We start from the raw sequence: 24010 nt of genomic DNA on the forward strand, positions 1-24010 counted from the left end.
TGGGCCCCCCGGCACTTTACCAAAGTCCCTGCCCCGCGCGGCCCGGGGGGGCCGCCCCCCCCCCCCCGGGGGGGCGCCGCCCCCCCCCCCGGGGGGGCCCCCCCCCCGGGGGCCCGCCCCCCCCGGGCCGGTCAGCCGAACATCACACCGGTCTCGCGGGCCAGGACGTCCAGGCCGTAGCGGGTCGCGTGCTCGACGTTCTCCGGGTCGATGGTGCGGACGCCCTCGGCGGCGAGCCGCTCGTTGATCCTGTCCAGGTTCTGCTGGACGAGCTGCTTCTCCGCCTCCGTGGTACGGCCCTTGTGCGGCCGTCCGGCGTGCTCCAGGCTCGCGTAGTTGACCCGGTCCCGGCCGACGGCGGTCGCCGCCTCGGATGCCGAGGCCCGGGAGACGGGCCTGGCGCCGCGCAGCACCTCGGCCATCGGCGCGGCCGAGGCCAGCCGGTCGAAGGTGGCCGCCTCCATCACCACGGTCTGCGGCTCCGCCCGGTCCGGGTGGTGCAGCTCGATCGTGACCAGGTCGAGCGCCAGCTCCCGCACCCCGCCCAACTCCCCGGCGAGCGCGTCGATCTCGACCGGGCCGTCCGTCAGGTCGGGATGCTGCAGCACCACCACCCGCACCAGGTCCCCGTCGCTCTCCACGTGCTCGCCGGTCAGGTCCGAGAACCGGATGATCTTCTGGCCCATGTCTTCCTCTCCTGCCCCTGTGATCAGCCGAGAGCCTACGCCCGAAAACGATCACCGACGCACGGAGACGGCCGGGCCCGGGGGAACATCCCCCGGGCCCGGCCTCACCTGTCCTGCATCCTGTCTTGCGTCAGTGGAACGTCAGCGGGTTTCGCACCCGGCTCAGTAGCGCGGGTCCACCCGGTAGGTCGGGTAGTCCGGCACCAGCCAGTGGCTGGAGTCCCAGATCCCGAAGGTGAACCGGACCCCGTGGCTGCCCCGCTTGTTGGCGCACTTGATGAACTTCTTGCCGATGCTCTTCATGAGGTACGACAGCGCCCACAGGACCCAGCCGGCGGCCCGGGCGGCGATGTGCGGGAGCTTCTTCAGGATGCTGGAGATGCCCTTGGAGACCTTGCTGGAGACGATCAGCAGGCCGCCGATGGTGTTGCCCTCGGCCCGGCTGAAGTTGGCGACCCACTTCTTCCGCCAGGACATGCCGGTCAGGTCGTCCATGGTGATCGGGTCGACCGGGTAGCCGTAGGCGTTCGGCGAGCCCTCCAGGACCGGGTCGGTCTGCAGGAACCGGCCGGTGGTCGCGTCGTACAGGCGCACGCCCATCAGGGAGAGGCCGGAGACGCTGTCGGTCTCGCGCTGTGCCCCGCCGAGCCAGCCGTAGTCGGTCGAGCCGGTGGCGTCGACGACGTTGCCGTACTCGTCGTAGTGGTAGACCGCGAGGTCCTCGGTGCCGTCCGGGGACATCTGGACGGACACGTCGCCGTGCAGGTTGGTCAGCAGCAGGACCGCGCCGCCGTCGGTGCCGGTGGCGGCCGTGAGCTGGCCGGTCAGGTCCAGGACGTTGCGGGTCAGTCGGCCGGCCGCGTCCTTGGACCAGGTCGGGCTGTCGTTGCCGCCGTCGAAGTGCTTGGTGTCCTGCGCGGTGACGGCCCAGGTGCCGTCGGTGCCCTTGGTCTCCGTGGTGGAGACGGCGAGGCGGCCGGAGGCGTCCAGGTCCCAGGTCCTGCGGGTGTCGCCGAGGGTCTCGGTGCGGACCAGGTCGTTGCTGTAGTAGCCGACCTGGGTGCCCTTCGGCAGGGCGGTGGTGCGGCCGAAGGCGTCGTACACGTAGCCGGTGTCGGTGAGGCGGTCGGCGGTGTCGTAGCCGTGGTTCTCGGCCTGGGTGACGGCGTCGGCGGTGGCCGGGTCGCAGTCGTCGGTGACGCTGGTGCGGTTGGTCCGGTTGCTGCTCCTGTCGAACGCGTACGTCCGGGTGGCGCAGGCCAGGCCGGTGCTGTCGGCGGCCTTGGTGAGGCGGCCGGTGGCGTCGTAGGTGTAGCCGCTGGTGGTGCTGTTGCCGTCGGACTGGGTGCGGCCGGCCTGCTGTCCGTGGACGGTGAAGTCGGCGGTGTCGGCCAGCAGGACGGTGCCCGCCTGGTTGGTGTAGGTCTTGCCGGTCTGGACGCCCTGGCTGTCGTAGGTGCTGGTCAGGGTGTTGCCGCCGGGCATGGTCTGGGTGACCAGCCGGCCCTCGACGTCGTAGGTGGCGGTGAAGGTGCCGGCCACCGAGTCGGTCAGCGAGGTGGGCAGGCCGCGCGGGTCCTTGGCGGTGTCGTAGCCGTAGGTCATGGTGGACGGCACCGAGTCGGACTTCTTCACCGGGCGGTCGAGCTTGTCGTACTCGGTGGTGGTGACGTTGCCGGCGCCGTCGTCGTAGGAGACCGGGCGGCCGAGCTTGTCGTGGCCCTGGGTGATGGTGGTCTTGCCGTTGGTGGTGGTGGTCAGCTCACCGTTGACCGGGTCGTAGCCGAACACCGTGTCGGCGACCGTGGTGCCGGTGCCGCCGCTGGTCGAGATCTTCACCGGGCGGCCGGCCGCGTCGTAGCCGCGGGTGGTGGTGCGGGTGACGCCGTTGGCGGTCTCGGTCTGCACCGCGACGTTGCCCCAGCGGTCGTACTGGAAGGTCTTCGTCGGCAGCTGCAGCGGGTTGGCGCCGCCGCCGGCGATCTGCGCGGCCGGGGCGATCGAGCAGACCAGGTCGGCCCACTCGGGGTGGCCGGCGCAGGCGCCGGTCCCGGTGCCGGTGTAGTAGGTGGTCACCGTGGTGGCGGCGTCGGAGCCGGTGGAGTTCGGGCGGCTCTGTGAGGTCACCCGGCCGCTCGCGTCGTAGCCGGTGGCGGTGGTGATCTTCAGGCCGGCCGGGTCCTGGACGGACTTGGTGGCCAGGCCCTGGGCCCAGTCGTAGCCGGTGGCGGTGGTGCGCTGGTCGGCGTCGGCGGCGTAGCCGTCGATCCGGGCGCCGACCGTCACCGAGGTGGCCAGGTCGCTGACCGCGGCGTTGGCCGGGCGGCCCTCGTCGTAGCTGCTGACGGTGTGGGAACGGGCCGGGGCCTCGTCGCCGGCCGCGAGGGCCGGGCTGGTGCCGGAGGCGGCCAGCGGGTGCTCCAGGGTGACCAGCTGCAGCGGCGAGAACTGCTCCACCAGGCGCTTGCCGTCGGCCGAGTAGACCGAGGTGGAGGAGAGCACCTGGGCGCGGTCGGCCGTCGAGCGGCCGGCGATGCCGAGGGCGCGCAGCTTGTTCAGGTCGTTGCCGGTGGTGGCCAGGGCGAGGATGCGGTTCTCCGCGGAGAGGGTCCGCACCGGGCTGCCGTAGGCGTTGTACTCGGTGGTGGTGATGCCGCCGCCGGGGGTGGCGGTGTTGACCTCGCGGCCGGAGGCGTTGGTGTACGTCACCGAGGCGCGGTTGTAGCCGGCGGTGCCGAGCGCCTTGCCGTCGTGGGTGGCCGGGACGGCGTCGGGCGGCAGCACGGCGGTGGCGTCGGTCGGGGCGTCGCTCTGGCCCCAGGCCGCGACGTCGGACGGCGCCAGCGGGTACGGCGCGTTGGCGCCGCTCAGCGGGACGTCGTAGACCACCGAGGTGGTGGCGGTGCCGTCGGTGACGTCCTTGCTGCCCTGCTTGAGGGTGGGGCGGGAGGCGGCGAGCAGCATGCCGTCGCCGGCGGTGGCGGCGTTGCCGGCCTTGCCGTACTCCAGGGTCCACGGCAGCTCGCCGGGCTCGGTGACGGTGGTGACCCGGCCGGCCGCGTCGTAGCCGTACGCGGTCTTCAGCGCCGGGCTGATCCGCGGGTCCCAGACCTCGCGCAGCCGGCCCTGCTCGTCGTACGCGTACTGCGAGACGACGACGGCGGTGGCGGTGGCGGCGCCGGGGTCGGTGGACCACAGGCGGATCTGCTTCACCTGGCCGGCCGTGTCGCCCAGGGCGGACGCGGTGGCGGTGGTGGTGTCGGCGTAGACGTACTCCAGTACCCGGCAGCCGGCCGTGGACGGCACGGCCGCGCAGTTGGCGGAGGCCGTCGCCGAGGACGGCGCGACGACGTACTTCGGGCGGGCCAGGGTCTTGCCGCCGGCGACGACCTTCTCCGAGACCACCGAGGTGGTGGAGTTGTCGCTGGGCAGCGAGGAGCCGGAGATCTGCCAGGTGGTGGCGGCCGAGTCGACCTTGGCGAAGGTGACCGTGGTGCCCTCGGTGTCCTTCAGGGTGAAGGCACCGGTGAACGCGCCGGTCAGGGTGAGGTTCTCGGCACCGGGCTCGGGCTTCCAGCCGCCGGCGCCGGTGGCGGTGAAGCCGACCTCGGAGCCGTCCGAGGAGACCACCGAGAGGGAGGTCGCCGAGGTCTGGCGGACGTAGGTGTAGGCGGAGTCGGTGAGCTCGGCGGTGGTGCCGGAGCTCCACTGCGGACCGAAGATCGCCGCCTGGCCCTCCTGGGCCGAGCCGTTGGCGGGCCGGCGGGAGGAGAAGGAGCGCTCGGCGTGCAGGCCGAAGCCCTCGGCGTCGGTGGCGGCGAGGGTGAGGTCACCGGTGAGGGTGTTCACCTCGCCCGGGCCGACCTTGGTCTCCGGTGCGGTGCCCGCGTTGCGGTCCACGGTGACGGTGTTCGGCTCGGTGGAGTCGGTGGCGGTGCCGTCGGTGAACACCGCGCGGACGTCGACCGGGCCGTTCTCGGCCAGGGTGTCGGTGATGTTCCAGGTCAGCGCGGCCGGCTTGCCGCCGGGGGCGGCGAACGGCCAGGCGGCCACCGCCTTGCCGTCGGTGGTGGAGACGTTGGCGACCGGGACGTCCTTCCAGGCGTCCGTCTCGCCGCGGCGGTACTGGTAGCGCACGCCGGTGTAGTTGCTGTTGCCCTCGGCCAGCAGCGAGGTGCGGCGGGCCGGGCGCTCGCCCGAGCCGGGCGCGACCAGGGCGGCGCCCTTGCCGGCGTAGAAGGCGTAGGTCTTGTCGGCGGAGACGTTGCCCGCGGCGTCGCGGGTGTGCGTCGTGATGGTGTGGGAGCCCGCCTTGAAGGTGAGCTTGGCGCTGACCGGCGTGCCGGTGGTGGCCGCGGTGACCCAGGCCCCGCCGTCCAGCTTGTACTGGAGGTCCTTCACGTCGCCGGTCGGCGGGGTGAAGGTGAAGGTGCCGCTGTAGTCGCCGTTGGCGTCCGGGGTGCCCGACCACTGGCCGGCCGGGAAGTCCCCGGAGGAGACGGTGGTCGCGCCCGGCGCCGTGGTGTCCACGGTGAAGGTGCGGAACGCGGACCAGGCGCTGTTGGCGGTGCCGTCCCAGGAGCGCGAGCGCCACTTGTAGGCGCCGGCCGGCAGCGCGGTGCCCGGGGTCCAGGTGAACGTGGAGCCGGAGGCGGCCATGGCGGTACGGCCGGACTGCAGGGCGGCGGTGCCGTTGGACGTCCAGACCTCGAAGTCCAGGGCGATGTTGCCGCCGTCGGGGTCGGTCGCCTTGGCGGACAGGGTCGGCGTCGCGTCGTTGGTCAGCGCGGCGTTCGCCGGGGAGACCAGGGTGGAGACGGCCGGCGGGGTGTTGTAGGTCACCGACAGGTACGGGGTGTTGGACGTCGCGTTGCCGGAGTTGAACTTCTTCCAGCCGTACGGGTCGCTCTCGTCGGTGGCCCGGATGCCCAGGGTGTTGTTGGCGTTGCCGTTGGCGGCCCAGGCCTTGACCAGGCTGGTGATGTCCTGGTTCACCCAACCGTCGTTGCAGGAGCTGGAGTAGCCCTTGGTCGCGGTGGAGGTCGCCCACTTCTTGTTCCAGCCGGGCTGGGCCGTCCAGCGGGTCGCCGTGGTGGCGGTGCCGGTGTCCCAGACGTCCCAGCTCTTCGCGGTGCAGGACCAGCTGTGGAAGTTCCAGAGGTTGAGCTTGCCGCTGGTGATCTGCTTCCCGCTGATCTTCGCCATCGGGAACTGCAGGAATGAACGTGCCACCTGGCCGGAGCCGTTGTTGCCCAGCTTCAGCTCGGTCTGCGAGGAGACGTCGGTGGCGTAGCCCTCCTGGACGAAGGTGTCGAAGCCGACGCCGATGTTGACCGCCGGGTCGATGGTCACCGGGTACTTGGTCTTCGGGTCGTTCAGGAAGGCGGCGTCCGGGGTGAGCGTCAGGTCGATCGCGTTCCCGTTCTGGGTGACCTTCAGCGCGACCGGCGCGGTGCGGGTGTGGTCGCCGCTGCGCTCGTCGACCTGCGCGTCCCACATCACCGGGGCGGGCAGCTGGCCCTTCTCCTCGCCGGTCTTCGGGTCGAGGAAGGAGACCGAGTCGTCCGGGTTCTGCCGGGCCTGGAGGCCGGCCGCGTCCAGGGTGAGCGTCACGCTGCCGTTGGCGGCCACCGCCGAGCGGTCCTTGAGCTCCAGGAACTGCTCGAAGCCGGTCCGGGTGGACTCGATGACCAGGTCGGTGGCGGTGAGCGCGTTCGCGTAGCGGGCCTTGGCGCCGTCCACGGTGGGCTCGGGCAGGGTGCCGCGCCAGGACAGCGACATGGCGGTGCCCTGGCCGTTGTCCAGCGAGACCAGCGGGGTGGTCGGGGCCTTCGGGTCGCCCGCCGGGGCGCCGGCGGCCTTGAACTTCGACGCGGCGGCGGGTGCGGTGGCGCCGGCCAGGGAGAGGTTCAGCGGGTGGCCCTTGGCCTTGACGCTGCCGTCCGACTGCTTGGCGAGGTCGACGTCGATCGGCTGGAGCTTGCCGGACTTGTCCTTGTAGCGGACGGGGCCGGTGGCGAGGTCCAGGGTGGTGGTGCCGTCCGGGTTGATCCAGGTGGTGGTGGCCTCGGTGCGCTCGTCGACCACCTCGATCCGGCGGTTCTCCAGCCGCGCCTTGAGGTGGGCGGTGGGGATGTCCTTGGCCTCGGCGGGGCCCTGCGCCTTGGCGGGCTTCGGGGCCTGCTCCGGGGTGACCGCGACGGCCTGACCGGTCGTCATGATGACGGCGGCGGCCTCGGCGGAGAGCACCACGGCGAGGGCGACGGCGGTGTTGCGCAGCACGCTGTTGCGGCGGCGTGGCGCGGTGGGGGGCGGCGAGCCGGCTTCGGTCCGGTGCCGTGGTGATTCGCCCGTGGGGCGTGACATGGAACTCCTCGACTGTTCGGGTCGGTCTGTTCGGTCTGTTCGGAAAGGAGGGGAAGGGGCGTCGGGGAAGGGGGGCATAGCCGACTTGCCGAGTGCATGTCAGATATGCTCGGGTAAAGCCGGCGCAATGAATCGGCCAATTTTCCGGACCGGTGAGATCGGTCGAAAACCGTCCGGAAGCGCGGAAACCGTTCGGGCGTGACGATGGGTCACCGCCGCCGGGAACCGGCGGTCGGCGCGACTAGCGGAGGCCGGACGGGAGCCGGCCGGTGGCCGTCAGCGCCCGGTCCAGCAGGCCCTGCGCCCTCGACCGGGCCGCCGTCCCGTCCGGGGCCCGGACGTAGAGCACCAGGCCCACGCCGTCGGGCACGGCGCGGGCGCGCACGTGCTCCAGGCCGTCACCCGGACCGGCACACGCCCACAGCGCGGCCTGGACCTCCACGGCCGCCGCCTCTCCCGACGGGGAGGCGGCATCGGCCGGCACGGTCAGATGGACCGCGAACACCGCAGGTCAGACCCGCCCGGCGAAGTCGTCGACCGGCGGGGCGTCCCAGCCGATCGACCGGGGGGACGGGGTGTCCCACCCGATCGAGTCGGCGCCGGGGACGTCCCAGCCGATCGACCCGCCCGTGCCCTGGACGGCGGACGGCGCGGCGTCGGAGGCGGTCGAAGCGGCGGCGAGGGCCGGGGCGGCGGCGCCGGCGATGGTGAGGGTCAGGAGAGCGGCGGCGAATGGACGGACGGCCACGACGGAGTCCTGTTCTGTGCGGGAACTGCGTTGAGGGAGACCGCAGTTCTGGATGTCCGGAAATTCGTGCATTGCGCGCACGGCGAATCCTTCCCTTTCGCGGCCCCCCACGGGAAGGGAATCCGGGGGCAGGATCAGGACAGGCAGCATGCTGCAAAATCGCGCGGGGCGGCGGGACGGATTCCCGCCCCGCCGCGGGACCTGCCGGGGCCCGGACGCCCCTGGAGTGGGGCGTTGACCGGATCATGCCCTTGCGATCGCGTTCCGGCCGGAGGAAAGATCGGCTCCGGGCCGACCGGGCATACGGAATCGTCCACGGGGATCAGGGGTCGTGAAGTGCTGGAACTGCTGGGGCTGGACGCCACTGCGGAAGCCGTCTACCGGGAAATGCTCGCCGATCCGGAGGGAGGGGTCGCGGAACTCTGCGAGCGGCTCGAACTCCCCGAGGCCGACGTGCGCACAGCCCTCGACCGGCTCGCCGACCTCACCCTGCTGCGGACCTCCCGCGAACGGCCCGGCACCCTGCGGCCGGTCAGCCCGGAGCGCGGACTGGAGATCCTGCTGCGCCGCCAGGAAGAGGAACTCGCGCGCCGCCAGCAGGAGTTGGCGGCCTCCAAGGCCGCCGTCGCACGCGCCCTGGGGGAGTACGCGAAGGTACGGACCGACACCCCGATGGCCGACCGCGAGCGGCTGCTCGGCCTGGACGCCATCCAGGACAAGCTGGAGGTGCTGAGCGCCCGGCTGACCACCGAGGTCCTGGCGGTGATGCCCGGCGGAGGCCAGTCCGCGGCCAGCCTGGCCGCGTCCCGCCCGCTCGACGAGGACGCCCTGCGACGCGGAGTCAGGCTGCGCACCGTCTACCAGGACAGCATCCACGACGCCCCGGAGACCCTCGACTACGCCCGCTGGATGGCCGACCTCGGCGCCGAGGTGCGCACCGCGTCGGCGCTGCCGCCGCGGATGCTGGTCTTCGACCGGAGCACGGCCGTGGTGCCGATCGACCCGGAGAACACCCGGGCCGGCGCGCTGTGCACCAGGGAGCCCGGCATCGTCGCCTCCCTGGTCGCCCTGTTCGAGCAGACCTGGGAGACCGCCGTCCCGATCTGCGGAGACCGGGACGAGGTGGCGTCGTTGACGCTGAGCGCCGGGGAGCGCGAGCTGCTGCGGCTGCTGTCCACCGGGCTCACGGACGACGCGGCGGCCAAGCGGCTGGGCGTCTCGGTGCGGACCGTACGGCGGCAGATGGCCTCCGTGATGGAACGCCTCGACGCGGCAAGCCGCTTCGAGGCCGGGCTGAAGACGGCGCGGCGCGGTTGGTTGTAGGGCCCGCGCGGGCCCGACCGCCGGACGGGCGGGCGTCGCGGCGGCCGGTTCCGGGATTCACCGGCGGGCCGCCCGGGTACGCCGTACCCTCGGGGCGCAGCCGGTCGGCCGCCGCCCGTGGCCCTGAGGAGGAGGACGGCGTGGACACGGCTGCGGAGGACACGTCCCTGAGCGGGCCCCGGATCGACCCGCTGCTCGCCGACCGCGTCACCGAGGCGCTCCTGCTGGCCGGCCTGCCCGTCGGGTACGGCGGGCACGGGCCCGGCGTCCGACTGCGCCCGGCCCGGCCGCACGACGACTCCGACGACTGCGCCAAGCTGATCGCCCTGCACTGGGAACCCGGCCCCCGGCTGGCGGCCGCCGCCGCCATGGAGGAGCCCGGGCAGCCCGCGGCCGCCGCCCGACGGGTCGTCACCGCCGGCATGCAGAACGCGCTGGCGGAGTTCCTGCCGGCCTTCGGCATCGAGGTCGTGGCCGGCCGGCTCGACGGCGAGACCAGGGTCGGCGGCGCCGGCGGCCCCGCCCCGGCCACCGGCCCGGCCGGCTCGGCCCCGGCCGGCTCCCGCCCGCAGGACCTCGGCATCGACGCGGACGTCGTCGGCGCGGTGCGCCGCACCGCCGCACTCGCCGGCCTCCCGGTCGCCGACCACCTGCACGCACCCGGCATCACCCTCGCGCCGTGCCGGCCCGTCGACGACGGCGACGACACCACCGGCGTCGCCGACCTCCGCTGGAACCCCTCCCGCCGCCTGGCCGCCGCCCCCGCCGAGCAGGCCGCCCGGGCCCGTACCGCCGTCCAGGACGCCATGCGGCACGCCTTCGGCGCCATCCTCGGCGCCTGCGGCCTCGACCTGCGGTGGCGCCGCCCGGCCGCCCTCCCGTACCAGTTGCGCGCCTTCGGGCTCGTGGAGCGGCCGCCGGTCCGGCGCTGACGTCCGGCGGTTTCCCGGGGGTTGGGGCGGGTCGGTCAGGGTGATCGCCGTCCGGCGGCTCCCGGTGCAGGTCGCTGCGATTCGGCCTCCTGGTCCAAGTCCCCGGCGCCGCAGCCGAGATGGGTCGATCGGACCTCAACCGGCGGGTGGGGAGCGGGACTTGGCGGGGCCGGCTGCCGCAGCGGGGCCCGGAGGCGGTGGGCGAGGGCGCTGGCGGCGACGCAGAGGAACAGGGCGGTCCAGAGCAGTGGGGGGTTCTGCAGGCCCAGGCCGATGACGGCCGGGCCGACGGCGTAGGAGACCGTCCAGGTCAGCTGGAACAGGGACATGTACGGGCCCTCGTCGCCCTTGGGGGCCATGGTGACCGCCGCCGCGGCCGCGGTGGGCTTCGAGGCCAGCTCGGCGAGCGCCAGGATCGCCGCGACGAGGACGGCGAGCGGGCCCTGGAGGCGGTGCGGGGCGGTCGAGATGGCCGCGGTCAGGGCGATGGCGGCGGCCACCGCGCCGATCGACAGGCGCAGCACCCGGGACCGGCTCCAGCCGGAGAGCCGGCGGCTGATCCGCATCTGCAGGGTGGTGGCGGTGGCGTAGCGGACGGCGACCACGACGGTCGGCCAGTAGGGCGCCTGGTGGAGGCTCTCCACCAGGTACACCGGGAAGGCGACCGTCGGGATCAGCCAGGCCGCCGACAGCAGCGTCTGGGACGCGACCAGGGACAGGAAGCGCCGGTCGCCGAGCGCCGCCCGGGTGTTCGAGCGCGCCGCCCGGGGCCCGGGCCGCTCGGCGGCCGGCACAGTGACCCCCAGCAGCAGGACGGCGGCGAGGAGGGAACTCGCGCTGTTCACCGCGAGTGCGACCCGCAGGCCGTCGCCGCCGGCGAGTGCCATCAGGGCGGTCGCCCCCAGGGTGCCGACGCCCAGGGAGGTCGTCTTGAGCACGGTGACCGCGGAGAACCACTCGGTGAGTTCCTCCGGTTCGGCGAACCGCGCGACCAGGGTCGGCCAGGCGGCGCCGTAGAGCCGGTCGGCGGCCGTCACCAGGAAGGTGGCGGCCGCCACCGTGGCCAGGTTCCCGGTGGCGAAGAACAGGCCGTACCCGAGTGCGGTCAGCACGTTGCCGACGAGCAGACAGGTCTTGGGCCCCGCGGCCTGGACCAGCCGCCCGCAGAGCGGTACGACGGCGAAGGACGCGAGCGACCCGACCGTGACGGCGGTGCCCGCGGCGGCCGCCGGGAAGTGCTGGACGGTGACGAAGAACAGCAGCGACAGCGGCAGGAAGACGCCGGAGCCGAAGGTGTCGATCGCCACCGAGAGGAACAGCCGCCGCTGCCGACGGAACCGCCCGGCCCCTGTCACTCCGCCCCCGTCCCCGCCCCGCGACTATCGCGTGCTGCGCAGCTTGAGAATGTACGTCGCGGTGAGCGCGACCGCACGGTCCTCGTCCCGGGCGAGCTCGTCGAGGGCGCGGTCCGTGGTGCCGCCCGGGACCTCCGCGAGCGCCTGGGCCAGGCGGCGGCGGGCGTCCGGGCCGACGGCGTCGTGGGCGAGGCGGTCGACCAGCCCGGTGGCGATCCGCTCCGCCAGCGCGGGGTCGCCCGCCAGGGTGCCGAGCGCGTCGGCCGCGTCGGCGTCGTTCACCGCCTCGACGATCATGTCGACGAGCGTCGGGACGGCGTCGGCGACCCCGCGGGCCCCGAGCGCCAGGGCCGCGTACCTGCGGACCACGGCGTCGGGGTTGCCGAGGGCGTCCCGTAGCAGCGCCGTCGTCGCGGCGTCCGGCAACTCGGCGAGGGACCGGACGGCCCGTTCGCGCACCTCGGCCGCGGGCGAGCGCAGGCCCTCCGCGAGCAGGGCCGCCCCGTCCCCGCCGGCCCGCGCCAGCGCCCAGCGCAGGGCGCCGGCGACGTTCGGGTCGGACTCGCCCAGCACGGCCTCGACCAGCGCCTCCACCGGCACCGCGACGTCCTCGCCCGCGGAGCGGGCCGCGTCGCCCGCCGACAGGGCGGCGCGCTGCCGGGCGCCCGGGCTCTTCGACTCCAGCGCCTGGAGCAGCGCGACGACCCCCAGCACCTCCTCCCAGCCGGCGGGCTCCGCGGCGTCGATCCGCCGCAGCCGGGTGAGCAGCTCCGTCTCCGCCGCGATGCGTTCGCGGGTACGGCGGATGAGGTCGTCGACGAGTTCCGCCGGCGCGAAGCCGGGGTCGTCGAGCGCCCGGCCGACGTCGCGCAGCGACAGGCCCAGCGACCGCAGGCTCTCGACGTGGAAGATCCGCCGGATGTCCTCGTCGGAGTACCGGCGGTAGCCGGAACCGGTGCGCCCCGTGGGCCGTACCAGTCCGAGCGACTCGTAGTGCCTGAGCATGCGGGCACTGACCCCGGACCGCCGCGCGACGTCGCCGATCAACACTGCCTACCGTCCCTCCTGGCGGCCCTGACCGTAGACCGCCGTGCGCTTCGCCTCCTCGATCGCGGACTCGAATCCGGCGTCCGGGTCGTGCCACAGCCGTTCGGTGGCGAGTGCGTGGGCGCGCACCCGGGGGTCGGGGTCCGTCGTCGCGGCGTTCAGCGTGGGCAGCATCGCCTCCCCGAGCGCGACCAGCGCCCGGCTGAGACTCAGCCGCGTCTCGCGTCCGCCGCGTCCGAGTTGAGCCGCCAAGACTACGGCCAGGTCGCGCTGCCCACCGTCGGGTACCAGCACGACCGCGGCCCGCCAGGCGCTGCGGGCCACCTCGTCGTCGGCGTCGGCCAGCAGCGCGGGCGTGATCGCCGGCCAGGCCCGTCGGTCCCCGATCTTGGACAGCGTGTGCAGGGCCTGGCTGCGGGCCTGGGCGCGCTCCGCCCGGACCTCGTCGAGCAGCAGCGGGAGCGTCGCCGCGGCCTCGTGCCGGGTGAGCGCCCAGGTGAGCATCTCGCGCACGGTGAACTCGGGCTCGACCGCGCACCGCTCGACGAGCCCGCCGACGAACCCGGGGTGCGGGCGGCTGCCGACGGCCAGCGCCGCCCGCAGCCGCACCGACGGGTCGTCGTGCTCCAGCCCCCGCAGCAGCGGCGTCGTTTCCGTGTCCTCTTCCGGCCTGATCATCAGGACCACCTCCCGGACCGCAGTGAAGTCCTTGTCACCGTGTCAAGGTCAAGCGGTCGGGCGGGTCCGGGCCGAGGGGAGCGGGAGCGGTGCGGGCCCCGGGGCGTCAGGTCAGGATCGGGTCAGATCAGGCGAGCACCTTCGCCTTGGCCCGCTGGTACTCCTCCTCGGTGATGTCGCCGTTGTTCTTGAGCTCCGCGAGGCGTGCCAGGTCGTCGACGTGGGAGGAGGGCGCCGCGGTGTCGGAGGCCGTCTGCCGGATGTAGGCGCGGAACTCCTGCTCCGTGGCGGCCGCCCGCTGGGCTTCGCGCCTTCCCATGCCCTTGCCCCTCGCGATGAGGTACACGAACACGCCGAGGAAGGGCAGGACGATCAGGAAGACGCACCAGCCGGCCTTGCCCCAGCCGCTCACCGTGTCGTCGCGGAAGAGGTCCCCGAAGACGCGGAACAGCAGGAAGAACCACATGATCCACAGGAAGATCCACATGGTGGTGAAGAAGATGTCGAGCAGCGGGTAGTCCACCGCGAGCCTCCTGACATCGATCCGTGCGGAACCGACGATCGAAGGACCATCGATCCGTGTAGAACCCCGACTTCCAGGTACGCGCCGCGGGCCCGGCCCCGCCTCACCCGGAGCGGGTGAGACGGCCCGGGCGGTCGTGCGGCGGCGGGGTTATTCTGCGGCTGATGGGCGGATCGGAGAGTGCGCGGCGACAACCCGGCGTGGTGGGACGACTGCTGAGGACGCTCCGGGCGGATCCCGCGTACATGCCCGAGCGACTGGCGGCCTTCGTGGTCGACTACCTGGGCCCCCAGGCGGCCGAGACGGCCGCGGCGCTGCGCGACGCCGAGCGGGCGGGGGGCGACCCCGAGCGGGCGCCCGAGCGAGCGGAGGCCGCCGGGCTGGATCCCGCCGGTCGGATCATCGACCGCGGGGTGCGCCGCACCGTGGTCGAGGGCTCCTTCCTCGGCGGCCCGTTCATCCTCCTGCTCCCGGTCGCCTTCGTCGCCGCGCTGCTCGCCCAACTGCGCATGGTGCTGGAACTCGCCGCCCTGTCCGGCCGCGACCCCTGCGGTCCCGACGCGGCGGCGGAGGTGCTGGTGGTGCAGGGGGTCCATCCGACGCCGGCGCAGGCGCACGAGGCCCTCCGGAAGGCGTCGCGGACCTCGGTCGACGGCCGGGAGAAGGCCTCCTGGCCGGCCGTCGTCCGCCGCCAGGCGTACCTGATCGGCTTGCTGACCCCCGACGACCCGGAGCGCTCGGCAGTGCGCAAGTGGCTCGGCTGGGCCGGGCTGGGCGGGCTGCTGCTCGTCGGAACCGTGATCCCCTTCGTGTGGGTGCCCGCGTGCGGCGTGATGTACCGCCGCGCCACCGGCGAGCTCGCCGACCGGGCCCTGCTCCGGTACGGGCTGGAGGGGCGCGCGGCCGCACGGGCGGGGAGGGCCTCGTCGATCCTGCGCCCGAGCATGCTCCTCGTGGCGCTGCGGACCGCGCTGGCGGTCCTGGCCACCGTGGGCGCGGTGCTGATCGTGCTGCTCACCGGGGCCCGGGTCGTCGGGAACACCTGGCTCGCGATGTTCCTGGTGCTGCTCGGGATGGGCGCCCTGGCCGTCGGATGGCGCTGGCTGCGCGCCCGCCGGTCCCGGCGCGCCTAACACAATCCAAGAGACAGGCCCTGGCCCGCGGGTAGCGGTGGAGCGGTCCGGGGTCAGAGCAGGTGCAGCGCCCGCGCCCGCCGCACGGCCCGGTTGCGCCCGGTGACGGAGAGCTTCCGGTTGATGCTCTTGAGGTGGGTCTTGACGGTGTTCACGGAGAGGAACAGCTCGGCGGCGATCTCGTCCGTCGACAGCATCTGCGCGGCCAGTCTCAGCACGTCCAGTTCGCGGTCGCTCAGCGGCTCGACCGGATCGTCCGCCGTGGCGGTGTCCCCGGCCGCCTCGCCCGTGGGGCCGGGCAGGAGGTCGGGGGGCAGCCAGCCGTGGGAGTCCACCAGCTCGGGCCGGGAGCGCAGCAGCCGCGCCAGCCACGGCCCGGCGTCCCGGAACGGCCGGCGCAGCCGCTCCGGCCGGGCGACGGCGAGGGCGCGGGCGAGCAGGCGCTGGGCCGCGGCCTCGTCGCCGAGGGCGAGGGCCGCCTGGGACCGGGCCAGCAGGACCCGTACGGTGACCGCGGGCCCGTGGCCGTCGTGCTCGGGGATCGCGTCCAGGATCCGCAGGGCGTGTCGGCTCTCCCCGGCGGCGAGCCGCGCCTGGGCGGCGGCGACGGCGCACTCCGGTCCGTCCGCGCCACTGCGCTCCAGTGCCCGGAGGGCGGCGGCCGGGTCCCCCTCGGCGAGGTGCCCGGCGGAGACGGTCACGGCCACGCCCTCCCGCACCCAGGGCGGCGGCGGTCCGGCGGCGGGGCCAGTGTGCTCCAGCCCGTCGAGGAGGTCGAGGGCCGCACGGGTACGGCCCTCGGCCAGCAGTGTCCTCGCCCGGACGATCGCGATCCCCGCGGCGACGGCCGGGTCGTGGTCGGCCGCGTCCGATCCGGCGGCCCGGTCGATCGCCGCCCGGGCCGCGGGCAGGTCGTCGCGGTCGACGGCGAGCGCGGCCAGCACGAGCTGGCCGGCCCCCGTGCGGGAGTCCGGTGGCAGACCGGCGCGTTCGGCCTCCGCCCCCGCCTTCCGCAGGCGGACCTCCGCCCGCCCCGGCCTGCCCCGGAGCAGGTCGATCAGGGCCAGCCGGGTGAGGGACTCCTGGCGAGGGCAGGCCGTGGTGGCGCCGTCGGTGGCCGCGGCGGCGGACAGCGCCGTTTCGGCGGCGTCGAGGCTCCCCTTCCAGAGCAGCGCGGAGCCGAGATCGGTGAGCCGGAGCGCGGGAAGCTCGGGGTGCTGTCGCAGCAGCCCCGCCGGGAGGTCCTCCTCCCACCGGGCGGCCTGGGCGGCGGCGGCCTGGGCCATGTCGGCCGAGCCGAGCAGCCGGCCCGCCAGCACCCGCAGGTGGGCGAGGCTGAGCAGGGCCGCCGCCGGGACGTCCTCGCCGTCACGTTCGGCGAGCAGCGCCTCGGCGCGCCGGAGGTGTTCGAGCCCGCGGTCCACGTCGTGGCGGGCGAGGTCGCGCGCGGCCCGGACCAGCTCCGGGGCGGGCCCCCGGGCGTCGGGCGCCATGTCGGCGAACAGCCGGTCGAGCCGGTCCGCGCCGCGGCCGGTGAACAGCCGTCCGATGGTCAGCTGGTCGACGACCTGCGTCGCGGCGAACTCCCAGTCGCCGGCCGCGGCGGCGTGCACCAGCCCGTCCGTCAGGTGCCCGGCGGTGATCAGCCAGCGGGCGGCCCTGCGGTGCAGCGCCCGTTCCAGCCCCGGGTTGCGCGCCGCCAGGTGGACGCGCAGGATCTCGGCGAACAGCGGGTGGCAGCGGTACCAGCCGTGGCCGAGGGCCTCGACGAAGGTGTCGGCGCGCGCGAGGTCGGCGAGGATCCGCGCCCCGTCGGGACGGCCGGTCAGCGCGTCGGCCAGATCGGGGTGGACCCGTTCCAGGACGCTCGTGCGCAGCAGGAGGTCCTGGGCCTCGGCGGGCTGGGTGTCGAGGACCTCGGCGAGCAGGAAGTCCGCGACCGTGCTGCGGCAGGCCTCGAACTCCTTCAGGTACGCCTCGGGATCGGCGGCGCCCTGGGCGGCCAGGGCGGACAGCCGGAGACCGGCGGCCCAGCCGCCCGTCCGCTCGGTCAGCGACCGGATCGTCCCGGCGGAGAGGTCCAGGCCGTGCCGGCGCAGCAGCGCGGCGGTCTCCCGGGGGCGGAAGGCCAGGTCGGCGGCCCGGATCTCGGTGGTGCTGCCGGAGGCGCGGTAGCGGTGCAGCGGCAGGCTCGGCTCCGTGCGGCTGATCAGGACGAGCCGCAGTCCCGGGCCCGCGTGGCCGAGCAGGAAGTGGAGTCCGGAGGCCACCTCGGCGGACGACACGTGTTCGAACTCGTCGAGGACGAGGACCACGGGATCCTCGCGGCGGCTCAGGTGGGCGGCGAGCCGGGCCAGCAGCGAGTGGTCGACCTCGGAAGCCCGGGCGGGGCAGCCGATGTCGTCCGGCAGCGCGACGCCGTGGTGCCGGACGGCTTCCAGCAGGTAGGCCCAGAAGACGCCGGGAGCGTTGTCCTCCCGCTCCACGGTGAGCCAGACCGCCGGGCCGCGCAGCCGCGTCGTGGCCAGCCAGTCGGCGACGAGCAGGGTCTTTCCTGCTCCCGCCGGGGCGTTCACCAGCAGCAGGGACGTCCCCGGGCCGTCGCCGAGGCGCCCGACCAGTCGCGGTCTGTGCACGAAGGTCACCGGGATCGGGGGGACGGCGAAGCGGGCCGCGAGCACCGGGTCACCCCCGGGTATGCGGGCCGGCCGCGCGGAGCCGCGTCGAGGTGCGTCCGGCGGGCGGACGGGGGAGCCGGCGGCTGGGCTGAGGGGCATGGTGCTCACCTCAGAGGGGATGGCGCATAGTGAGCGCGGAGCACTGACAACCCCATCCTGTCCGACACCGTCCGGGCTGGCAAAGGCGGCCCCGGCGCACGGGCGGGTGCCCCACGGGCCGCGGCCACGGCGGCCTCAGTCCTCGTCATCCGGGTCCGGCACCGGAGTTCCCAGCAGCCGGGCCAGTCGTCCCTGGCTCGCCACCACGTACCCGATGCCGATGCAGAGGGTGATGGCCGTGAACGCCACGATGAGCCAGCTGAGCAGGGTGAAGACCAGGCCGAGCGGGCCGAACTTGGTGATGCTGCGGTTCAGTGAGTGGGGGACGTAGAGCCGTGACGCCCAGGCGAGCACCGTCAGCGCGGCGGCGGTCAGCACCGCCCCCGGCAGCAGCGGGGGCCAGGGGATCCGTCCGCCGAGCAGCAGGTGCTGGGTCCACCACCAGAGCAGGGTGGCCGTGATCAGGTAGAGCACGGTCCCGAGGCCCGCGCCCGCCCCGAGCCCGGACCGGATCTGGCCCTGGACGATCAGGGCGGTCAGCCACACCAGGAGCCAGGCGAGCCACCGCCACGCCGCCAGGCGGCCCGCCAGGTGGGGCAGGTGCCAGCTCCGCTCGCACAGGCGCTGCAGGACGCGGCTGCACGTCGTGGCCGAGAGCAGGGTCACCAGGATGCCGATGCCGCCGAACGTGTCGGTGGTGGACTCCTCACCGGTGGGGTTGAGTGCCGCCTGGATCTCGGCGAGTGAGGCGCCCTGGAGGCCCAGGACGGTGCGCAGCGAATCGGAGACGCTGGTGCGCACCTCCTGGGGCATGAAGGCGGCCAGTACGAACAGCACCGGGATGGCGGTCAGGAACGTCTGCGCGGCGAGGCGGGTGGCGGTGTCCAGGACGTGGACGTGGAGCAGCTGGGCCGCGAGCCGGCGCAGGAACGGGGCGTCGCGCAGGGTGGCCGTCCGCCCCTTCAGCCAGGCGGTCCTGCCGCGGATCCAGTCGGCGCGGCCGGGCTGACCACGTTGCTGCGCCACGCCGGGCTCCCTCCGGTCGATGCCCCCGCCCCCGCCCCCGTTCCCGGTCCGCTGCTGCGGATTCCGTCCAAGACTGGGCGACGGGACGCCGTGCGGCACCTCGGGCGGTCCGCCGTTCGGCGCAACGCGGTGACCGCTCTCGACGGGCGTCCCGGCCGTGGGCGTACGAGGGTACGAGGCAGGCACGGACGAACCGTGTGGGCCGGTGAGCACGAGGAGTCACGGTGAACCGCTGGAGAGCGCTGATCGTCCTGGGCATGGCGCAGTTCCTGATGGTGCTCGACGCGTCGGTGATGAACGTGTCCATCAGCCAGCTGGTCGAGGACTTCGACACCGAGGTCACGGCGATCCAGGCGGTGATCACCCTCTACACGCTGGTGATGGCGGCGTTCATGATCACCGGCGGCAAGCTCGGCGACATGTTCGGGCGCCGCCGGATGTTCACGGTGGGGCTGGTGGTCTACGCCGTGGGATCGGCGATCACGGCCGTGGCGCCCACCCTGGGGCTGCTGGCGCTCGGCTGGTCGGTGATCGAGGGTCTGGGAGCGGCACTGGTCCTTCCGGCCCTGGCCGCCCTGGTGGCCGGCGCCTACCGGGGGCGGGACCGTGCGACGGCCTACGGCGTCATCGGCGGCCTGGCGGGGGCGGGCATCGCCGTGGGGCCGCTGCTCGGCGGATGGCTGACCACCTATCTGACCTGGCGGCTGGTCTTCGCCGGCGAGGTCGTCCTGGTCGTCGTCATCCTGTTCCTGCTGCGCTGGATCGAGCCGCAGCCGGCACCGGAGCACCACGCGCGGATCGACCTGGTCGGGGTGCTGCTGTCGGTCGCCGGGCTGGGGCTGGTGGTGATGGCGGTGCTGCAGAGCAGTACCTGGGGTTGGCTCCAGCCGCGCAACCCGCCGTTCACCGTCCTCGGGTACTCGCCGACGCTCTTCGCCGTCGCGCTCGGCGGGGTGCTCCTGGTGCTGTTCCGGTCGTGGGAGCTGCGCCAGGAGCATCCGCTGGTCAGGTTCACGCTGATGGGCATCCCATCGCTGCGCTCCGGCCTGCTGATGCTCTTCAGCCAGAACCTGATCCTCCTCGGGCTGTTCTTCGTCATCCCGCTCTACCTCCAGGCCGTGCAGGGCCAGAACGCCTTCCAGACCGGGCTGCGGCTGCTGCCGGTGTCGATCACGATGCTCGTCGCCTCCATGTCAGGACCGCTGCTCACCCGGTTCGCGTCGCCGAGGACGGTGGTGCGGGTCGGGTTGCTGGTGCTGTTCGCCGCGGCCCTGTGGCTGGTCGGCACCGTCCGGCCGGAACTCGACGACCTGTCGTTCGCACTGGCGATGGCCGCCCTGGGGATCGGCATGGGGCTGCTCGCCTCGCAGCTGGGCAACGTGGTGCAGTCGAGCGTCGGGGAGGAGGACCGCAGTGAGGTCGGCGGTTTGCAGTACACCGCGCAGAACCTCGGCTCGTCACTGGGTACCGCGCTGATCGGCGCCATCCTGATCGGCGCGTTGACGGTGGCGTTCGGCAACGCCGTGGCCGGGCATCCGGAGATCTCCGACGCCGTGAAGCAGCAGGCCGGCATCAGCATCGAGGCGGGCGTCACCTTCGTGCCCGCGGACCAGCTCGCCACCGCGCTCGCGGGGACCACCGTCCCGCCGTCGGAGGCGACCGCCGTCGTCGACTCCTACAGCGCGGCCCAGCTCGGCGGCCTCAAGGTGTCGCTGCTGGCCGCCGCCGCGATCACGCTCGCCTGCTTCGCCTTCACCGGCCACCTGCCGGCCCGGCGCGCGTCCGGCGCGGACGAGCCGGCGCGCGAGGGCGGCGGGACGGGCCGGGCGTAGGGCCGTCCCGCCGTCGGGGCCGGCTCACATGCCGGGCCGCGCGCTGATCCGGCCGCTGTCGATCACGGCGGTGAGCGCGGCGTGGTCGGCGTCGGTCCGGTCGGCGTACGCGAGGGCGAAGTCGGCGATGGCGCGGTCGAAGACGTCGCCGGAGCCGAGGTACGCGGCGATGGCGACGCGGTCCCCGGTGCGCGCGTGCCCGTGCGCGAGGGTGCTGCCGCACAGCTCGGCGTACCGGTCCAGCAGGTCCACCGGCATGCCGTCGACGACGGCGGAGCCCTTCATGTCGCGCAGTTGGCGCCAGTAGAACGCGCGGCCGCCGGGGCCGGTGGCCCAGCCGAGGAAGATGTCGCCGACGGCCTGGAGGCGGCGTTGCCCGGCGACCACCCGTCGGCCCTGGTGCCGGTGGAGGCTGGGCGCGAGGTACGGCTCCAGGACGGACCGTTCGGCCTCCTTCACCTGGAGGAAGAGCGGTTCGCCGCCGGCGCGTCCGCGGAACAGCCCGATGTGGCACCGGGTGCCCACACTGCCCACGCCGACCACCTTGCGGGCCACGTCGACCAGCTCGAAGCGGTCGAGCAGTGCCGCCCGCTCCTCCGGCAGGGTGTCCCGGTAGTCCAGCAGGATCTGCCGCAGGCGCGGCAGTTCGTCGCGGCCCATCGGTTCCAGCAGCGGCGGGTCGTGGACGATCCGGGGTTCGCCGTCCGGGCCGGGCTCGGTGAGCTTGGCCAGCGCCTGGAGGCTGGTCCGTGCGCGTGCCTTCGCCAGGGTGGTCCGGATGCGCTTGCGGTACTTCGTCTCCTCGATCAGCGGCAGCAGGTCGGCGGTGTCCACCCGTTGGTACCAGACGTCGAGTTCGCCGAGGCCGGCGAGCCGTCGCATGGAGAGCCGGTACGCGCGGGCGGACGTGAGCGCCACCGCCCGGGCGGACTCGTCGGGCGCCCCGTTCTCGCGCGCGGCCACGGCGATGCTGGCGGCCAGGCGTTTGACGTCCCATTCGAAGGGGCCGGGCAGGGTCTCGTCGAAGTCGTTGAGGTCGAAGAGCAGGGCGCGCTCCGGCGAGGCGAAGAGTCCGAAGTTGCACAGGTGCGCGTCACCGCAGAGCTGGACGGTGAGGCCGGTGTGCGGACCGGCGGCGAGGTCCGCGGCCATGACGGCGGGGGCGCCGCGCAGGAAGGCGAACCGGGAGGCCGCCATCCGGCCGTAGCGGATCGGCACCAACTCGGGGACGCGGGTGGCGGCCTGCGCCTCCAGGATGCCGACGGGGTCGGCGCGGTCCTGCGCGGGGGCCCAGTTCCCGTGCTCCGAGCGCGGCACGGCGCGGCGGGCCTGGCGCCCCTTCGACACCGAGTCGGAGGTCGTCGGGGGCGGTGCCGGTGCCAGCGTCATACCCGGACCTGCCGGTGCGTCGCGTGGGTGACCTCTTTGATGGTCCCGATGACGTGCGAGACGGCGTGGGCCACCGCGCCGGTCGCGATGAGCAGGACGCTGATGAGGATCCATCCGTCCTTCTCGGCGACGCTGAGGTCGCCCGGGCGCACGGGGCGGACCGGCGCGGGTGCGCGCTGCGGCGCGGGGCGCAGGATCTCCTTGGCGATCGCGATGAGGCCGGACAGCGCGTGCGCGACCGCGCCGGCGACGAACAGCGAGGATCCGAGGACGACCCAGCCGACGCGTCCGAGCTCGTCGGTCTTGGCCGTGCTGGTGGAATGGGCTGCCTGGTGGTGGATGCCGAGCACCGTTCTCGCCTCCTTGCGGGGGGTGGCGGGGTTGCCGGGGATGACGGGGTGGTCGGGGTGGGACTTCCCTCCTTCGGGTTCAGCGGGCGGGGTCGGGTCCGGGGTGCCCGCGGCGGAGGCCCTGTCGTGCGGCGATGACTCCGTGCTCGGCGATCGGGGGGTACGGGCTCACGTGCGGCTCCTCGGCGGACGACGAGGAAAACGACCTTTCCCGGCCACGCTACGAGCGCCGGCCGGACTCCGGATCACCCGGCGTGGGTGACCGCGCGGACGCGCCGGAACCCGGAACGCGGGCGATGATGGCCGCAACGGGCCCATCGGACGTGGGACCTGGTCGTGGGACCCGTCGGTCGTGGGCCCATCGGACGTGGGACCCGTCGGACGTGTTCGAGGGGATGACGGGAGCAGGCGTCATGACCACCTCGCGCAGTCGTACCCCCGCCCCGGGCGAACGGGCCCCGGCCGGAATCCGGCCCCGGACCGACTACACCGGCGCGGTGTACGGTTCGATGCTCGCCGCCTCCGTGATCGCGGCCGCCAGCCTCAACGAACCGCACCCCAGGCTGTCGCTCATCCTGCTGCTGGTGATCACCGGGTTGGTGTTCTGGGCCGCCCACGTCTACGCGCGCGTGGCCGGGGAGCGCGAGGCCGGCCGGCAGGTCACCCGGCGCCAGGTGCGCGAGGTGGGCCGGCACGAGTGGCCGCTCGTCGAGGCGTCGGCGCTGCCCGCCCTGGCGGTGCTGGTCAGCCCGTGGCTGGGGGCGGGGGAGAACGCCTGGCTCGCCCTCGGCGTCGCCGTGGCGCAGCAGGTGGCCTGGGCGGCGCTGGGCGCCCGCCGGGCGGGCGCCTCACCGGGCCAGATCGCCGCCGAGGGGGCGGTCAACCTGATGCTGGGTCTGGTGATCGTGGCGGCCAAGGTCGCGGTGGGGCACTGAATCACCCGCGGCGGGTGATTCGTCGCCGTGCCGACGGTGCTGCGCCGACGGTCCTACGAGGCGAGCAGTCGCTGCTTCTGCGTGGCGAACTCCTCCTCGGTGAGGACTCCCTGGTCCTTCAGCTGCGCCAACTGCTGCAGCTGGGCGATCTTCGCGTCCATGCCCGCCGGGGCGGGCGCGGCAGGAGCGGCGGGAGCCGGTGGCGGGGGCGGCGCGGGTTCGGCCACCACGTCCTGTTGGGCCCAACGGCCCGCCTGGCGACGGGACACCCGGTTGGACACGGCGGTCGCCGTTCCGGCGACGACGGCGGTGCGCGCGACACCGCGCAGCAGACCTGGCATGGTTCTTTCTCCTCTCGGCGGTTCACTCGGTGGCGGACGTCCCGGAACCGGAGCCGGGGCCGTCTCACGCGTCCGTGGGGTCGTTCCCTTCGGTACCGTCCAGCACGTCCAGGGAGTGCAGCAGATCCTGCATCGGCACCCGGCCGCTGGCGACCACCTGGGCGCCGCTGCGGCGCAGGGCCGCGGCGAACGGCGCGGCCCAGGTGTTCTCGTAGATGAGCACGCCGGCCGAGTTGCCGGGCTCGATGACCGCGGCGGCCTCGCTCAGGTCGTCCTCGTCGAGCAGGCCCGATCCGGAGCCCTCGAAGACGGCCAGGTCCAGTAGGCCGTCCCCGTCGAAGTCGGCGATCTCCATGCCCGCGATGGTGCCGTCGGTGTCCTTGCGCACGAACGCGAAGTCCAGGATGCGGATCAGACCCCGGTCCACCAGGTCGATCAGCAGCGGGAGTGCTTCGCCGGTCATCCGGTTGCCGGGGAACTCGACCACCAGGTAGTCGATGGGCCCGGTCTCGGCGAGGACGTCCTCGGTCATGGTGGTGTTCCCTTCCACGTGGAGTCCCTCGCCCGGC

Annotated in this window: 19 protein-coding genes; 5 read left to right on the forward strand and 14 right to left on the reverse strand. The window is 74.0% G+C overall.

All coding sequences use genetic code 11. The features are described 5' to 3' along the window. Positions 1-131 precede the first annotated feature (131 nt). From ACGF0D_RS12360 to ACGF0D_RS12375, 4 genes are all read right to left on the reverse strand, one after another. A complete protein-coding gene (locus ACGF0D_RS12360) occupies positions 132-686 on the reverse strand; it encodes a hypothetical protein (RefSeq protein WP_392876587.1) in 555 nt (184 codons plus the stop codon). Between the two features lie 162 nt (positions 687-848). Then, entirely contained in the window at positions 849-7052 is a 6204-nt protein-coding gene (locus tag ACGF0D_RS12365; protein WP_392915237.1) for a DNRLRE domain-containing protein, read from the reverse strand. 241 nt (positions 7053-7293) lie between these two features. Continuing rightward, entirely contained in the window at positions 7294-7557 is a 264-nt protein-coding gene (locus ACGF0D_RS12370) for a hypothetical protein (protein ID WP_392915239.1), read from the reverse strand. Between the two features lie 6 nt (positions 7558-7563). Continuing rightward, positions 7564-7800: a hypothetical protein gene (locus tag ACGF0D_RS12375; protein WP_392915241.1), complete on the reverse strand. Its 237-nt coding sequence runs from the start codon at positions 7798-7800 to the stop codon at positions 7564-7566. Between the two features lie 336 nt (positions 7801-8136). Here ACGF0D_RS12375 and ACGF0D_RS12380 point away from each other — a divergent pair, with 336 nt between their 5' ends. Next, positions 8137-9123: a LuxR C-terminal-related transcriptional regulator gene (locus ACGF0D_RS12380; RefSeq protein ID WP_392915244.1), complete on the forward strand. Its 987-nt coding sequence runs from the start codon at positions 8137-8139 to the stop codon at positions 9121-9123. Between the two features lie 140 nt (positions 9124-9263). Beyond that, positions 9264-10055, forward strand: coding sequence for a hypothetical protein (locus ACGF0D_RS12385; protein WP_392915247.1), 792 nt, complete (start codon positions 9264-9266; stop codon positions 10053-10055). A 35-nt stretch (positions 10056-10090) separates the two neighbouring features. Here the strand turns inward: ACGF0D_RS12385 and ACGF0D_RS12390 are convergent, their stop codons facing one another. The 4 genes from ACGF0D_RS12390 to ACGF0D_RS12405 form a co-directional block, all read right to left on the reverse strand. After that, the gene (locus ACGF0D_RS12390; protein ID WP_392915249.1) at positions 10091-11410 is read right to left on the reverse strand and encodes an MFS transporter; all 1320 of its coding nucleotides are present in this window, start codon (positions 11408-11410) and stop codon (positions 10091-10093) included. 24 nt (positions 11411-11434) lie between these two features. Beyond that, a complete protein-coding gene (locus tag ACGF0D_RS12395) occupies positions 11435-12460 on the reverse strand; it encodes a MerR family transcriptional regulator (RefSeq protein ID WP_392915252.1) in 1026 nt (341 codons plus the stop codon). Between the two features lie 3 nt (positions 12461-12463). Further along, the gene (locus tag ACGF0D_RS12400) at positions 12464-13135 is read right to left on the reverse strand and encodes a HEAT repeat domain-containing protein (RefSeq protein WP_392915255.1); all 672 of its coding nucleotides are present in this window, start codon (positions 13133-13135) and stop codon (positions 12464-12466) included. A 127-nt stretch (positions 13136-13262) separates the two neighbouring features. Next, positions 13263-13658: an SHOCT domain-containing protein gene (locus tag ACGF0D_RS12405; protein WP_392876562.1), complete on the reverse strand. Its 396-nt coding sequence runs from the start codon at positions 13656-13658 to the stop codon at positions 13263-13265. Positions 13659-13903: 245 nt separating this feature from the next. Between ACGF0D_RS12405 and ACGF0D_RS12410 the strand changes: the two genes are divergently transcribed. Then, complete coding sequence (locus ACGF0D_RS12410; protein ID WP_392915257.1) at positions 13904-14791, forward strand: hypothetical protein; 888 nt, start codon at positions 13904-13906, stop codon at positions 14789-14791. A gap of 53 nt (positions 14792-14844) precedes the next feature. Here the strand turns inward: ACGF0D_RS12410 and ACGF0D_RS12415 are convergent, their stop codons facing one another. Together ACGF0D_RS12415 and ACGF0D_RS12420 are read right to left on the reverse strand one after the other, a co-directional pair. Beyond that, positions 14845-17568, reverse strand: a complete 2724-nt coding sequence (locus ACGF0D_RS12415; protein WP_392915260.1) for a LuxR C-terminal-related transcriptional regulator — start codon at positions 17566-17568, stop codon at positions 14845-14847. A 135-nt stretch (positions 17569-17703) separates the two neighbouring features. After that, entirely contained in the window at positions 17704-18594 is an 891-nt protein-coding gene (locus ACGF0D_RS12420) for a YhjD/YihY/BrkB family envelope integrity protein (protein ID WP_392915263.1), read from the reverse strand. A gap of 224 nt (positions 18595-18818) precedes the next feature. Here ACGF0D_RS12420 and ACGF0D_RS12425 point away from each other — a divergent pair, with 224 nt between their 5' ends. Beyond that, the gene (locus ACGF0D_RS12425; RefSeq protein WP_392876550.1) at positions 18819-20426 is read left to right on the forward strand and encodes an MFS transporter; all 1608 of its coding nucleotides are present in this window, start codon (positions 18819-18821) and stop codon (positions 20424-20426) included. 24 nt (positions 20427-20450) lie between these two features. Here the strand turns inward: ACGF0D_RS12425 and ACGF0D_RS12430 are convergent, their stop codons facing one another. Together ACGF0D_RS12430 and ACGF0D_RS12435 are read right to left on the reverse strand one after the other, a co-directional pair. Next, positions 20451-21815: a DUF2252 domain-containing protein gene (locus ACGF0D_RS12430; protein ID WP_392915266.1), complete on the reverse strand. Its 1365-nt coding sequence runs from the start codon at positions 21813-21815 to the stop codon at positions 20451-20453. Continuing rightward, on the reverse strand, positions 21812-22165 hold the full coding sequence (locus tag ACGF0D_RS12435) for a hypothetical protein (RefSeq protein WP_392915269.1): 354 nt from the start codon (positions 22163-22165) through the stop codon (positions 21812-21814). The genes ACGF0D_RS12430 and ACGF0D_RS12435 overlap by 4 nt, the downstream gene beginning before the upstream one ends. Before the next feature lie 413 nt (positions 22166-22578). Here ACGF0D_RS12435 and ACGF0D_RS12440 point away from each other — a divergent pair, with 413 nt between their 5' ends. After that, positions 22579-23100, forward strand: coding sequence for a hypothetical protein (locus ACGF0D_RS12440; RefSeq protein ID WP_392876541.1), 522 nt, complete (start codon positions 22579-22581; stop codon positions 23098-23100). 53 nt (positions 23101-23153) lie between these two features. Here ACGF0D_RS12440 and ACGF0D_RS12445 read toward each other — a convergent pair whose 3' ends face one another. Together ACGF0D_RS12445 and ACGF0D_RS12450 are read right to left on the reverse strand one after the other, a co-directional pair. After that, the gene (locus tag ACGF0D_RS12445) at positions 23154-23441 is read right to left on the reverse strand and encodes an SHOCT domain-containing protein (protein WP_392876538.1); all 288 of its coding nucleotides are present in this window, start codon (positions 23439-23441) and stop codon (positions 23154-23156) included. Positions 23442-23505: 64 nt separating this feature from the next. Further along, on the reverse strand, positions 23506-23973 hold the full coding sequence (locus ACGF0D_RS12450) for a DUF6325 family protein (RefSeq protein WP_392915271.1): 468 nt from the start codon (positions 23971-23973) through the stop codon (positions 23506-23508). Positions 23974-24010: the final 37 nt, after the last annotated feature.

The organism is Kitasatospora sp. NPDC048298, from assembly GCF_043201465.1.
Classification (GTDB): domain Bacteria; phylum Actinomycetota; class Actinomycetes; order Streptomycetales; family Streptomycetaceae; genus Kitasatospora.